11 protein-coding genes and 2 tRNA genes are annotated in these 13,526 nt (G+C 71.2%); 1 reads left to right on the top strand and 12 read right to left on the bottom strand.

Going from position 1 to position 13,526, the window contains the following annotated elements:
• Positions 1 to 15: 15 nt before the first annotated feature.
• From JT721_RS10185 to JT721_RS10140, 11 genes are all read right to left on the bottom strand, one after another.
• Positions 16 to 91, bottom strand: a tRNA-Ala gene (locus JT721_RS10185).
• Between the two features lie 21 nt (positions 92 to 112).
• The gene (locus JT721_RS20830; protein ID WP_307827983.1) at positions 113 to 238 is read right to left on the bottom strand and encodes a DLW-39 family protein; all 126 of its coding nucleotides are present in this window, start codon (positions 236 to 238) and stop codon (positions 113 to 115) included.
• Position 239: 1 nt separating this feature from the next.
• Positions 240 to 313: transfer RNA gene (locus JT721_RS10180), tRNA-Ile, on the bottom strand.
• 84 nt (positions 314 to 397) lie between these two features.
• Positions 398 to 1,093 carry a DUF3566 domain-containing protein gene (locus tag JT721_RS10175; RefSeq protein WP_205472985.1) on the bottom strand — a complete coding sequence of 232 codons (696 nt, stop codon included), beginning with the start codon at positions 1,091 to 1,093 and terminating at the stop codon, positions 398 to 400.
• Between the two features lie 6 nt (positions 1,094 to 1,099).
• Entirely contained in the window at positions 1,100 to 3,844 is a 2,745-nt protein-coding gene (gyrA, locus tag JT721_RS10170) for a DNA gyrase subunit A (protein WP_205472984.1), read from the bottom strand.
• Between the two features lie 54 nt (positions 3,845 to 3,898).
• Positions 3,899 to 5,959 (bottom strand): DNA topoisomerase (ATP-hydrolyzing) subunit B, encoded by a 2,061-nt coding sequence (gene gyrB, locus JT721_RS10165; protein ID WP_240340425.1) that lies wholly within the window; start codon positions 5,957 to 5,959, stop codon positions 3,899 to 3,901.
• Positions 5,960 to 6,339: 380 nt separating this feature from the next.
• Positions 6,340 to 6,894, bottom strand: a complete 555-nt coding sequence (locus JT721_RS21720; RefSeq protein WP_205472982.1) for a DUF721 domain-containing protein — start codon at positions 6,892 to 6,894, stop codon at positions 6,340 to 6,342.
• Complete coding sequence (gene recF / locus JT721_RS10155; protein ID WP_205472981.1) at positions 6,839 to 8,050, bottom strand: DNA replication/repair protein RecF; 1,212 nt, start codon at positions 8,048 to 8,050, stop codon at positions 6,839 to 6,841. The genes JT721_RS21720 and recF overlap by 56 nt, the downstream gene beginning before the upstream one ends.
• Positions 8,051 to 8,056: 6 nt before the next feature.
• Complete coding sequence (gene gnd / locus JT721_RS10150) at positions 8,057 to 8,965, bottom strand: phosphogluconate dehydrogenase (NAD(+)-dependent, decarboxylating) (protein ID WP_205472980.1); 909 nt, start codon at positions 8,963 to 8,965, stop codon at positions 8,057 to 8,059.
• Positions 8,966 to 9,026: 61 nt separating this feature from the next.
• Positions 9,027 to 10,166 carry a DNA polymerase III subunit beta gene (gene dnaN / locus JT721_RS10145; protein ID WP_205472979.1) on the bottom strand — a complete coding sequence of 380 codons (1,140 nt, stop codon included), beginning with the start codon at positions 10,164 to 10,166 and terminating at the stop codon, positions 9,027 to 9,029.
• 538 nt (positions 10,167 to 10,704) lie between these two features.
• Positions 10,705 to 11,121 (bottom strand): organic hydroperoxide resistance protein, encoded by a 417-nt coding sequence (locus JT721_RS10140; RefSeq protein ID WP_205472977.1) that lies wholly within the window; start codon positions 11,119 to 11,121, stop codon positions 10,705 to 10,707.
• 51 nt (positions 11,122 to 11,172) lie between these two features.
• On the opposite strand from JT721_RS10140, the gene JT721_RS10135 reads away from it, so the two are divergent.
• Positions 11,173 to 11,646, top strand: a complete 474-nt coding sequence (locus JT721_RS10135) for a MarR family winged helix-turn-helix transcriptional regulator (RefSeq protein ID WP_205472975.1) — start codon at positions 11,173 to 11,175, stop codon at positions 11,644 to 11,646.
• A gap of 2 nt (positions 11,647 to 11,648) precedes the next feature.
• On the opposite strand, the gene dnaA is transcribed toward JT721_RS10135, so the two are convergent.
• Complete coding sequence (dnaA, locus tag JT721_RS10130; RefSeq protein WP_205472973.1) at positions 11,649 to 13,187, bottom strand: chromosomal replication initiator protein DnaA; 1,539 nt, start codon at positions 13,185 to 13,187, stop codon at positions 11,649 to 11,651.
• Positions 13,188 to 13,526 lie beyond the last annotated feature (339 nt).

Below are 13,526 nucleotides of genomic sequence, written 5' to 3'. Positions count from 1 at the left end.
CGAACGATGAACGTTTGGTGGAGCCTAGGGGACTCGAACCCCTAACCCCCTGCTTGCAAAGCAGGTGCGCTACCAATTGCGCCAAGGCCCCTCGTGAAGGCCGGGCGGCGGGTCAGCGCTTGGTGACCGCGTCGGTCGCCTCGGCCCAGCTCGCCTGCTCGGCGCGGCCCTCGTCGATCTTCTTCTTCGCCGCGAGTGCGCCGGCGGCGGCCAGGAGGATGACGACGAGCTTCTTCACGTGGGCCTAACAGGACTTGAACCTGTGACCTCTTCCTTATCAGGGAAGCGCTCTAACCGTCTGAGCTATAGGCCCGGGAGACTCGACCGGAACGGCGTCCGGCCGAGGGGTGACACTACCCGAGCGGCCGGGCCCGGGACAAAACGGGGGGGCGTGCGACTACTGGTCCTCGGCGAGGGTCATCTCGACGCCGCCGAGCAGCGAGGCAGCCATGTTGTAGAGGAACGCGCTGAGGGTGGCGGCGGCGGTGAGGAGGACGACGTCGACGGCCGCCACGATCATCGTGAAGCCGACTACGCGGGAGGTGCCGAGGTAGTCGCGGACGTCGAAGTCCGCGGTCTCCTGCCCGCCGATCACGTCCTGGACGGTCTGGTTGACCGAGGTCCAGACGCCGGCGGCGCCGAGCACCGACCACACCATCAGCACCGAGACGACGGTGACGATGCCGAAGGCGATCGAGAGCAGGAACGACGTCTTCATCACCGACCACGGGTCGACGCGCGACAGGCGGAGCCGGGCGCGGCGGCCCGGACGGGGGGCGATGCCGCCGTCGTCCTTGCCGGAGCCCTGGGGCCGCTGCGGGCGGGCGCCCTTGCCCTGCGGGGGCTGGCCGCCCTTGCCCTGGGGCGGGTGCCCGCCCTTGGGCTGGCCGCCCTTGCCCTGCGGCGGGCGCGACGGCTTGCCCTTGGCCGGCTTGACCGGCGCCTTCGCCGGGGGCTTGGTGGGCGCGGGCTTCGTGGGCGCCTGGCCCTGGGGACGGTTGGCCGGGCGGCCCGAGGCGGGGCGGATCACGGTGTCCTCGCGGCCCCGCCCGGGCGGTGGGGTGGCCGAGGTCCGGTCCTGACGCTCAGCCATCCGCCGTCACTCTCCCGTGGTGTCCGTGTTGTCCGTGCTGTCTGGGTCGTCGTCCGGGGTCGTGTCCTCAGACGCATCGTCACCGGAGATTGTTGCATCCCCGGCCACATCTGCCGACTCGCCGGCCTCGGTGCCGGACGCCGCCGCGAGCTCCTCGGACGCCGCCGCCTGCTCGTCGGCCTGCTCCTCGAGCTCCTCGGTCACCTTGGTCTCGACCGAGCGCGCCACGACCGCGACGGCATCGCCCTCCTTGGGCCCCACGAACTTCACACCCATCGTGGAGCGGCCGGTGGGCCGGAAGTCGTCGTTGATCGGGCTGCGCACGACCTGGCCGTTCTGGGTGATCGAGAGCACCTCGTCGCCGTCCTCGACGATGAACGCACCGACCAGGCCGCCGCGGTCCTCGTTGGCCAGCCCCATCGCCTTGATGCCGAGGCCGCCGCGGTTGGTGGTGCGGTAGTCGCCGATCCGGGTGCGCTTGGCGAAGCCGCCGTCGGTGATCGTGAAGACGTACTGCACCTTCTCGCCGGCGTCGGCGGTGGCCTCCTCGGAGGCCTCCTCGACCGCGATCTGGGCGGCGCGGATCACCGACATCGACAGCACCGAGTCGTCGGCGCTGCGGAACTTCATGCCGGTCACGCCGGACGTCGCCCGGCCCATCGGCCGCAGCTGCGCGTCGTCGGCGTTGAACCGGATCGCCGAGCCCTTCCGCGAGACCAGCAGGATGTCGTCGTCGGGGTTGACCAGCTCGGCGCCGATCAGCTCGTCGTCGTCGTCGCGGAAGTTGATCGCGATGACGCCGGCCTGCCGCGGGCTGTTGTAGTCGCCGAGCCGGGTCTTCTTGACCAGGCCCTTGCGGGTGGCCAGCACGAGGTAGGGAGCCTGCTCGTAGTCGCGGATCGCCAGCACCTGCGCGATGTTCTCGTCGGGCTGGAAGCTGAGCAGCCCGGCGACGTGGCCGCCCTTCGCGTCGCGCGACGCCTCGGGGAGGTTGTAGGCCTTGGTGCGGTAGACCCGGCCGGCGGTGGTGAAGAACAGCAGCCAGTGGTGGTTGGTGGTCGCGATGAAGTGCTCGACCACGTCGTCGCCGCGCAGGGCCGCGCCGCGCACGCCCTTGCCGCCGCGCTTCTGGGTGCGGTACTGGTCGGAGCGGGTGCGCTTGGCGTAGCCGCCGCGGGTGATCGAGACGACGAGGTCCTCGTCGGGGATCAGGTCCTCCATCGAGAGGTCGCCGTCGGCCGCGATGATCTGGGTGCGCCGGTCGTCGCCGTACTTGTCGACGATCTCGGTGAGCTCCTCGGCCACGATCGAGCGCTGCCGGGTGACGTTGGCCAGGATGTCCTGGTAGTCGGCGATCTCGACCTCGATCTTCGCCAGGTCGTCGATGATCTTCTGGCGCTGCAGGGCCGCGAGCTGGCGCAGCTGCATGTCGAGGATCGCGGTCGCCTGGATCTCGTCGATGTCGAGCAGCTCGATCAGCCCGGCGCGGGCCTCGGCGACGTCGGGGGAGCGGCGGATCAGCGCGATGACCTCGTCGAGCGCGTCGAGCGCCTTGACCAGGCCGCGCAGCACGTGGGCCCGCTTCTCGGCCTCGCGCAGGAGGTACTCGGTGCGGCGGCGCACGACCTCGACCTGGTGCTCGACCCAGTGGGCGATGAACTGGTCGATGGTGAGCGTGCGCGGCACGCCGTCGACCAGCGCCAGCATGTTGGCGCTGAAGTTGGTCTGCAGCTCGGTGTGCTTGAGCAGGTTGTTGAGGACGACGCGGGCCACGGCGTCGCGCTTGAGCACGACGACGAGCCGCTGGCCGGTGCGCGAGGAGGTGTCGTCGCGGACGTCGGCGATCCCCTGCACCTTGCCGGAGTCGGCGAGCTCGGCGATCTTCAGCGCCAGGTTGTCGGGGTTGACCATGTAGGGCAGCTCGGTGATGACCAGGCAGGTGCGGCCCTTGTTGTCCTCGTCGATCTCGATCACCGCGCGCTGGGTGATCGAGCCGCGGCCGGTGCGGTAGGTCTGCTCGATGCCGTTGCGGCCCACGATCAGCGCGGCGTTGGGGAAGTCGGGGCCCTTGATCCGCTCGATCAGCGCGTCCTGCAGCTCCTCGCGGGTGGCGTCGGGGTGCTCGAGGCACCACACCGCCCCCTCGGCCACCTCGCGCAGGTTGTGCGGCGGGATGTTGGTGGCCATGCCGACCGCGATGCCGGCGGAGCCGTTGACGAGCAGGTTCGGGAAGCGCGAGGGCAGGATCGTCGGCTCGGCCGAGCGGCCGTCGTAGTTGGGCTGGAAGTCGACGGTCTCCTTCTCGATGTCGCGCACCATCTCCAGGGCCAGCGGGGCCATCCGGCACTCGGTGTAGCGCATCGCGGCCGCGGGGTCGTTGCCCGGCGAGCCGAAGTTGCCCTGGCCGTTGATCAGCGGCGCGCGCATCACCCAGGGCTGGGCGAGGCGGACCAGGGTGTCGTAGATCGCGGTGTCGCCGTGGGGGTGGTACTGACCCATGACGTCGCCGACGATGCGGCTGCACTTGGAGAAGCCGCGGTCGGGCCGGTAGCCCCCGTCGTACATGGCGTAGAGCACCCGGCGGTGCACCGGCTTGAGGCCGTCGCGGACGTCGGGCAGCGCGCGGCCGACGATGACCGCCATGGCGTAGTCGATGTAGGCGCGCTCCATCGAGGTGCGCAGCTCGACCGGCTCGACACGGCCGCCCTGGCCCAGGGGAGGGATGCCGCCGTCGGTGGGGGTCTCAGTCACGGAGTTCTGTCTCTCTCGTCGGCTCTACTGGTGTCTAGTGATCTCGCTAGAGACCTAGATATCCAGGAATCGGACGTCCTTGGCGTTGCGCTGGATGAACGAGCGGCGCTGCTCGACGTCCTCGCCCATCAGGATCGAGAACGTCTCGTCGGCCAGCGCGGCGTTCTCGAGGGTGACCTGCAGCATCAGCCGCTGGTCGGGGTCCATCGTGGTCTCCCACAGCTCGTCGGCGTTCATCTCGCCCAGGCCCTTGTAGCGCTGGACGGGGTTCTCCTTCGGCAGCTTCTTGCCCGCCTCGAGGCCGGCCGCCATCAGCGCGTCGCGCTCGGCGTCGGAGTAGACGAACTCGTGCTCAGCCGGCTTGTTCCAGCGCAGCCGGTAGAGCGGCGGCTGGGCCATGTAGACGTAGCCGTGCTCGATCAGCTTGGGCATGAACCGGAACAGCAGCGTCAGCAGCAGGGTGTTGATGTGGTGGCCGTCGACGTCGGCGTCGGCCATCAGCACCACCTTGTGGTAGCGCAGCTTCTCGAGGTCGAACTCCTCGTGGATGCCGGTGCCGAGCGCGGAGATGATCGCCTGCACCTCCTGGTTGCCCAGGACCTTGTCGATGCGGGCCTTCTCGACATTGAGGATCTTGCCGCGGATCGGGAGGATCGCCTGGATGCGCGGGTCACGGCCCGACTTGGCCGAGCCGCCGGCCGAGTCGCCCTCGACGATGAAGACCTCGCACTCCTCGGGGTTGGTCGACTGGCAGTCGGCGAGCTTGCCGGGCAGGCCGCCGCCGCCGAGCAGGCCCTTGCGCGAGCGGGCCAGGTCGCGCGCCTTGCGGGCCGCGATCCGCGCCTGCTGCGCCGACTGCGCCTTGCGGACGATGTCCTTGCCCTCGCCGGGGTTCTGCTCGAACCAGGCGCCCAGCTCCTCGTTGACCAGCCGCTGCACGAAGCCCTTGGCCTCGGTGTTGCCGAGCTTGGTCTTGGTCTGGCCCTCGAACTGGGGCTCGCCCAGCTTGATCGAGATGATCGCGGTGAGGCCCTCGCGGATGTCGTCGCCCGACACGCGGTCCTCGGGCTTCTTCATCAGGCCCCACTCGAAGCCCCAGTTGTTGACCAGCGAGGTCAGGGCCGCCCGGAAGCCCTCCTCGTGGGTGCCGCCCTCGTGGGTGTTGATGGTGTTGGCGAAGGTGTGGACCGACTCGGCGAACGTCGTGTTCCACTGCATCGCGACCTCGAGGCTCATGTGGTTCTCGACCGAGTCGGGGGTCTCGGCCTCGAACGAGATCACCGTGGGGTTGGCCGGCTGCTTGCTGCGGTTGAGGTGCTCGACGTAGTCGACCAGCCCGCGGTCGTACTTGAAGACCTGCTCGAGCCCGCCGGAGGCGGCCTTGTGGATCGCGTCGGTGCCGGACTGGTCGGTGTCGTTGCTGACCGTGTCGTCCTCGACGGCCTCGGCCAGCTCGTCGGCCGACGGGCGCTCGTCGCGCACCACGATCTCGAGGCCCTTGTTGAGGAAGGCCATCTCGCGGATCCGCTGGGTGATCGTCTCCAGCGAGTACGTCGTGGTCTCGAAGATCTCGGGGGAGGCCCAGTAGGTCACCGTGGTGCCGGTGCGCTCGCCGTCCTCCATCGGGCGGACCTGCTCCAGCGGGCCGTCGGGGTCGCCCAGGCTGAAGCTCTGCCGCCACAGGTGGCCGCGGTTCTTGACCTCGACGACGAGGTGGGTGGAGAGCGCGTTGACGACCGAGACGCCGACGCCGTGCAGACCGCCGGAGACCTTGTAGCCACCGCCGCCGAACTTGCCGCCCGCGTGGAGCAGCGTCAGCGCCATCGTCACCGCCGGGAGCTCCTGGCCGGGCGCGGTGTCGGTGGGGATGCCGCGGCCGTTGTCCTCGACCCGGATCGCGCCGTCGGCGCACAGGGTGATCACGATCCGGTCGCAGTGGCCGGCCAGCGCCTCGTCGACCGCGTTGTCGACGATCTCCCAGATCAGGTGGTGCAGGCCGCGCTCGCCGGTGGAGCCGATGTACATGCCCGGGCGCTTGCGCACCGCCTCGAGGCCCTCGAGGACCTGGATCGCGGATGCGTCGTACTCGACCTCGACGGGCTTGTCCTCGCGCAACGTGCAACCTCTTCCGACCCAGGGCTCACGGGAGCCTGACACACGACTGGGCCCGCGACAGGGCCCGGAGCAAGGATACCGGTCGGAGGGCCGGATTCCACGCACCGACCCCCGCGGGTGGGGGTGATCCGTGGGCGCGATGGCGGCTGAGCGGCACTCCGGGGCGTCCGAGAGGGGCGTTCAGGGGGGCGGGTGGGTCCCCATATGGGCGCGACCCTCGCAGATCGGCTGTGGCGGGCGGGTGGCTCGTACTTCGTCGGGTGACGGATCCGGGTCGTCCTGGAAGCCGAGATCCGACACAGATCCGTCACTCGACGCACCAGGCCGCCCGTCGCCGACCCGCCACGTCACCCCTGTCTCAGACCTGCCTCAGACCTGCCTCAGCCGTAGGTGTCGCGCGGACCGCGGCCGTCGCGGGCCGAGCGGGGGCCCTTCTTCCAGCTCGGCAGGTGGGGGCCGACCACCTCGATCAGGGTGACCGTCCCGTGCCCGAGCTCCTCGTTGAGCCGGCGTACGACGGTCGGCGCGAGCAGCCGCAGCTGGGTGGCCCAGGCCGTGGAGGCGGTGCGGACCACGAGGGTGCCGTCGGTGAAGCTCTCGGGGGTGGTGTGGTCGGCGACCTCGGCCCCCACCAGCTCGGCCCAGCGGCCGAAGACGCCGTGCACCCGCAGCTCGGTCGACCAGCCGCGCTCCTGCACGATCCGGTCGAGCGTCGACTCCAGCAGCTGGGGGTCGCGGTCGTCGGGGTGGGCGCCGGTGGCCCGGCCGCGGGTGCCGAGGCGGTCGCGGCTACGCTGCTTGCGCCGGGCCTTGGGGGTGCCGGCGGTGGCGCGGGTCAGGGCGCGGGCGAGGTCGAGGCCGTCGTCGCGGTGCGACTCCTCAGGCGTCGGCGTCGGGTCCGGCGTCGGGTGCTGGGTCGGCTCCTCCGGGCTCACGGGTCACCTCCCCTCCGGCCACGGTGTAGCGGACACCGGCGAGCGCGGCCGGCACGTCGGCGGCGACGGCCGCGGTCACCAGCACCTGCTCCGCCCCGGCCACCAGGTCGGCGAGCTGGGCGCGACGCTCGGTGTCGAGCTCGGCGAACACGTCGTCGAGGATCAGGATCGGGTCGTCGCCGTCGGCGCGCAACAGGTCGTACGACGCCAGCCGCAGCGCGAGCGCGAACGACCACGACTCCCCGTGGGAGGCGTAGCCCTTCACCGGCAGCCGGGTCTCGTCGCCCGCCGGGCCCGCGCCGTGGCCGAGGCTGAGCAGCAGGTCGTCGCGGTGAGGGCCGACCAGCGAGACCCCGCGGTCGAGCTCGTCGTTGCGCCGGCGCTCCACCTCCGCGAGCACCGCGGCCGACAGGGCGCGCGGGTCGCGCTGCTCGGGCAGCTCCAGCGACGGGCGGTAGGCGAGGTCGGCGTCGTCGCGGCGGGCCCCCCGGGCCACGGTCTCGTAGGCCTTGCCGACGTAGGGGCGCAGCTCGTCGACCAGCCCGAGGCGCGCGGCCAGCAGCTCGCCACCGTACGTCGCGAGGTGGCTGTCCCAGGCGCCGAGCGTGGCCAGCGCCGACTCCTGCGAGGAGCTGCCGCGGCGCGCGGCGCCGGCGGTCTTGAGCAGGGTGTTGCGCTGGCGCAGCACCCGCTCGTAGTCGGCGCGGACGCCGGCCAGCCGCGGGGTGCGCAGCACCAGCAGGTCGTCGAGGAAGCGCCGGCGGTCCGACGGGTCGCCCTTGACCAGGGTGAGGTCCTCGGGCGAGAAGACCACCGTGCGCACCAGGCCGACGATCTCGCGGGCCCGCGGCAGCTGCGACTTGTTGACCCGCGCCCGGTTGGCCCGACCGGGGTTGAGCTCGACCTCGAGCACCGCGGTGCGGCCGTCCTTGACCACCGCGGCGCGCACCACCGCCTGGTCGGCGCCGGCGCGCACCAGCGGCGCGTCGGTGGCCACCCGGTGCGAGGCCAGCCGGGAGAGGTAGTCGATCGCCTCGACCAGGTTGGTCTTGCCCTGGCCGTTGCGGCCGATGAAGGCCGTGACCCCGGGCCCCAGCGGCACCTCGGCGGTGGCGTAGGAGCGGAAGTCGTGGAGGCTCAGGTGGGCGACGTGCACCGAGGGTCAGTCCGGGTTGGCGTCCCCGCCCGGCGGCGGCTCGGTGTGGACGGCGTGGCCGCCGAACTGGTTGCGCATCGCCGCGATCGCCTTCATCGCCGGGGAGTCGTCCTGGCGCGAGGTGAACCGGGCGAACAGCGAGGCGGCGATGACGTGCATCGGAACGGCGTTCTCGATCGCGGCCTCGACGGTCCAGCGACCCTCGCCGGAGTCCTCGGCGTAGCCGGCAACCTGGTCGAGGTGGGCGTCCTCCTTGAGGGCGGCGACCAGGAGGTCGAGCAGCCACGAGCGGATGACCGTGCCCTCGCGCCAGGAGTCGAAGACGTCGGTGACGTTGTCGACCAGCTTGACCTTCTCGAGCAGCTCCCAGCCCTCGGCGTAGGCCTGCATCATCGCGTACTCGATGCCGTTGTGGACCATCTTGGCGAAGTGGCCGGCGCCGGGCCGCTTGCCGGCGTGGACGAAGCCCGACTCGCCCTCGGGCTTGAGGGTGTCGAAGATCGGCTGGGCCTTGGCGACGTCGTCGTCGGAGCCGCCGCACATCAGTGCGTAGCCGTTCTCGAGGCCCCACACGCCGCCGGAGACGCCGCAGTCGACGAAACCGATGCCCTTCTGGGCCAGGTCGTCGGCGTGCAGCTGGTCGTCGGTGTACTTGGAGTTGCCGCCGTCGATCACCAGGTCGCCCTCGCCGAGCAGCCCGGCCAGCGCCTCGATGGTCTGGTGGGTCGGGTCACCGGCCGGGACCATCACCCAGACGACCTTGGGGGAGGGCAGCGCCTCGACCATCTCCTCGAGGCTGCCGGCGTCGCTCACCTCCGGGTTGCGGTCGAAGCCGGTGACGGTGTGGCCGCCGTTGCGCAGGCGGCTGCGCATGTTGCCGCCCATCTTGCCGAGACCGACCAGACCGATGTGCATCGAAACCCTCCGAGGTGCTGGGTGCTGGGTGCTGCAGTGCGGGAACGCGACCCGGGGCGGGTCAGGACAGGAGGCGGCGCGGCATGAGGAGGTAGCGGAACTGCGAGTCGTCCGCGCCCTCCCCGGTCGAGCCGCTGATGACCACGGGCTTGGAGGCCTGGGTGAACGCCAGCTCGACGACCTCCTCGTCGATGGCGGTGAGACCGTCGAGCAGGAACTGCGGGTTGAAGCCGGTGGTGATCTCGTCGCCGTCGATGTCGGCCTCGATCGACTCCGAGGCCTGGGCCTCGTCGCCGGACCCGGCATCGAGCGTCAGTACGCCGTCCTTGAACGCGAGCTGGACGGCGGTGTTGCGCTCGGCGACCAGCGCGACGCGCTTGACCGACTCGACCAGCTCGGCCTTGTTGACCTTGGCGACCATGAGGTGCTCGGCCGGGAACAGGCTGCGCACCTTGGGGAACTCGCCGTCGAGGAGGCGCGTCGTCGTACGCCGCGTGCCGCCGGCGGCCGCGCCCTCGAAGCCGATGATGCCCTCGCCGGTGCCGCCGGAGGAGAGTGCGATCGTGACCTCGCTGCCGTTGGTCAGCGACTTGGCGGTGTCGCCGAGCACCTTGGCCGGCACCAGTGCGGCGTGCGTGTCGTCGGGGCTGCGCGGGTCCCAGCCGAGCTCGCGGTGGGACAGGCGGAAGCGGTCGGTCGCCAGCAGCGAGATCGTGGAGCCGTCGATCTCGAGCCGGACGCCGGTGAGCACCGGGAGCATGTCGTCACGGCCGGCTGCCGTCACGGCCTGCGCGACGGCGTGGGCGAAGACGTCGCTCTGCACGGTGCCGGTGGCGGTGGGCATCTCCGGCAGCGCGGGGTAGTCCTCGACCGGGAGGGTCTGGAGGCTGAACCGGGCCGAGCCGCAGGTCAGCGAGACCCGGGCGCCGTCGATCACCATCTCGACCGGCTTGGCCGGGAGGCTGCGGCAGATGTCGGCGAGCAGCCGGCCGCTGACCAGGGCCCGGCCCTCGTCGCTGACCTCGGCCTGGAGGGTGGCCCGGGCCGACGTCTCGTAGTCGAAGGTCGACAGCACCAGCTCGTCGTGGCTGGCCTCGATCAGGAGGCCGGCGAGCACGGGGGCGCTGGGACGGACCGGCAGGCTGCGGGCGGCCCAGGCCACGGCGTCCGCCAGCACGTCACGGTCGACGCGGAACTTCACGATGGGCGTCCTTCTCGGGGTCGAGGTGCCCACCCGCGGGCCCGGGCTCGCGGGTGGTGGGAAGGCTGGGAGGTGAATCCTGCCATGAGGGGCCGCACAGCGGGAGGGCGGCCGCGGGCGCGGGAGACGGACCTGGGAGTGGTGGGCACCGCCGTGGGCCGGGGCCGGACGGGGTTTGTCCCCAGGGAGGGGCCCGGGTGGATGTTCACCGAGGATCGTCACGTGTACAGGTAGGGCGTAGTCACAGGTTCTGTGGACACTGTGGACAACTCCGGTCGGTGCAGGTGGCGTCGCGCGTCGTACGTGCACAGGGGCTGTGGACGGGAGGGGCTCCCGCTGCTGCGGGGTGTGTACGCAGGCGGTGCTCCACCAGCGGGGGGCGGCCTGTGCACAGATCCTCCCCGTGTAGTTCGTACGTCGCGGGGCCGGCTGTGCACAGGTCGCCACAGGTCGCGGAACGCCGACGACGCGCACCCCCAGGGGGCATGAGGGGGTGGCGCGTCGTCGTTCGGCCGGTGCGGGCCGTGGGGTGGTCGGGTCAGGCGACGGTGAGCTCGACCTCGATGTTGCCGCGGGTGGCGTTGGAGTAGGGGCAGACCTCGTGGGCCCGGGCGACCAGCTTCTCGGCGGTCTCGCGGTCGACGGCGGGCATGGTGACCTCGAGCTGCACGGCGAGCAGGAAGCCGCCGTTGTCGTTGCTGCCGATCGAGACGTCGGCGACGACCTCGGTGTCGCGCGGGTCGGCGCCGTCCTGGCCGGCGACGAGCTTGAGGGCGGAGTGGAAGCAGGCGGCGTAGCCGGCGGCGAACAGCTGCTCGGGGTTGGTGGCGCCGCCGGAGCCGCCGAGCTCGACCGGGGTGCGGACGTCGAGGTCGAGGATCCCGTCGGTGCTCTGGACGTGGCCGTTGCGGCCGTCGCCGGTGGACGCTGCGGATGCTGTGTAGAGAGGTGTCATGTGCACAACTGTATTGCACACAATCTATTGGTGCAAGCGTATGCTGGACGCATGTCCTCCCAGACCTCGGTGGTGTCGCTCGAGCAGCTGCTCTGCTTCCCGCTGTACGCGACCAGCCGCGCGATGACCCGGCAGTACGGCGCGCTGCTGGCCGCCCAGGGGCTGACGTACCCGCAGTACCTGGTGCTGCTGGCGCTCTGGGACGCCGACGGCCCGCTCGCCGTGGGGGCGCTCGGGGAGCGGCTGCACCTCGACTCCGGGACGCTGACCCCGCTGCTGAAGCGGCTGGAGGCGGCCGGCCACGTGCGACGCCGTCGCGACGCCGACGACGAGCGTCGGGTGCTGGTGGAGGTGACGTCGCAGGGCGAGGAGCTGCGGCCGGCGGTGGCCGAGGTGCAGCAGCGGGTCTTCGCCGAGCTCGACGTGCCGCTGGAGGAGGTCACCGAGCTGCGCGCCCTGCTGCGCTCGCTCCAGGCGCGGCTCGACGGCCGCCCCGTCGACGGCCCAACCGAGCCGAGCGGCTGACGTCAGCCCTGGCGGGCCTGCATCTTCACCCGGTTGGTCAGCTCGCTCACCTGGTTGAAGACCGCGCGTCGCTCGGCGAGCAGCTGGTTGATCTTGCGGTCGGCGTACATGACCGTGGTGTGGTCGCGGTTGCCGAACTGCGCGCCGATCTTGGGCAGCGACAGGTCGGTGAGCTCGCGGCACAGGTACATCGCGATCTGGCGGGCCATCACCAGGTGGCGCCCGCGGCTCGGGCCGGTCAGCTCGTCGATGCCGAGCCCGAAGTACGACGCGGTCTGGCCGATGATGAGCGACGCGGTGATCTCGGGCTCGCCGCCCTCGGGGATCAGGTCCTTGAGCACGATCTCGGCCAGGGTCATGTCGACCTCCTGGCGGTTGAGGTTGGCGAACGCCGTGACCCGGATCAGCGCGCCCTCGAGCTCGCGGATGTTGGTCTGGATCTTGGAGGCGATGAACTCCAGCACGTCCGGCGGCGCGGTCAACCGGTCCATCGCGGCCTTCTTGCGCAGGATCGCGATGCGGGTCTCGAGGTCGGGCGGCTGGACGTCGGTGATCAGCCCCCACTCGAACCGGTTGCGCAGGCGGTCCTCCAGTGCCTCCAGCCGCTTGGGCGCGCGGTCGGAGGTGAGCACGATCTGCTTGTTGGCGTTGTGGAGGGTGTTGAACGTGTGGAAGAACTCCTCCTGCGTCTGGGTCTTGCCCTCCAGGAACTGGATGTCGTCGATCAGCAGCACGTCGACGTCACGGTAGCGGCGCTTGAACCGGTCCTGCCGGTCGTCGCGGATCGCGTTGATGAACTCGTTGGTGAACTCCTCGCTCGACACGTAGCGCACCTTGGCGCCGGTGTAGAGGGACCGCACGTAGTGGCCGATGGCGTGCAGCAGGTGGGTCTTGCCCAGCCCGGAGTCGCCGTAGACGAGCAGCGGGTTGTAGGCCTTGCCCGGCGCCTCGGCCACGGCGACGGCGGCCGCGTGGGGGAAGCGGTTGGAGGAGCCGATGACGAAGGTCTCGAACGTGTACTTGGGGTTGAGCCGGGTCTCCAGGGCAGTGGGATGGCTGCCTGAGATGCCGGCCGGCTGACCCGCGGCGCGACGGCCACCGCCGAGGTCGGGTCGATGTGTCGACATGTCGACATGTGGATGCATCGACTCGGATCGGTCCAGGCCGGGCCCGGTGGGGGGCGGAACGTCGTGCTCGCCGGGACCGTCCGTCGCCTCGGCGGGTGCCTGGGCGGGGTGGCTGGGCTGGACGGCGGGGTTGGCGGAAGAGGGGACCGGCGCGGGGGTGGCGCCGAGCTCGGGGTCGACGGTGACCGCGATCCGGACGTCGTGGCCGAACGCCGCGGTGAGCGCGTCCTGGACCTGGCCGCGCAGCCGCCCCTCGAGCTGGGTGCGGGCGAACTCGTCGCGGACGGCGACGATCGCGGTGTCGCCGTGGAGGGTGACCGGCGCGGAGTCGACCAGCCAGGCCCGCTGGTGGGCGGCGAGGTCGCCGACGATCTTCGCCCACGCCTGCGCGAGCTCGGGGGCTGCCTGTTCCATCGGCGTTCACCTTTCCCTGGTGGTCCTGCCCTGGTGGTCCTGCGACCGGGCGTCGTCCGGGCTGCGCCGGCCGGCCGCTCGGGTGGTGCGTCGTGTGCTGTCTCCACAGTTTTGTCCACAGGTTGTGAACCCGGCTCGGTGGGTGTGGACAGAGCCGTCCCGAGACGCCGCCCACGGGACCAGGACGTGGCATCGTGCCTGTTCAGAGGCGGTGACCGGGGTCCTGGGGAACGGATCGCGATCGCGGTGCCACGCTGTCCGAGCGGGAAGCGCAGGGAATCTCGGTGGCCCCGAACCTAACGCGGCGTGGTGGCGACCGGCAAGACGTCATCCACAGGC

This window comes from Nocardioides sp. SYSU D00038, from assembly GCF_016924665.1.
GTDB lineage: Bacteria > Actinomycetota > Actinomycetes > Propionibacteriales > Nocardioidaceae > Nocardioides.
The sequence above is the reverse complement of the archived record's forward strand: the minus strand, read 5'-3'. Positions and strand labels throughout refer to the sequence as shown.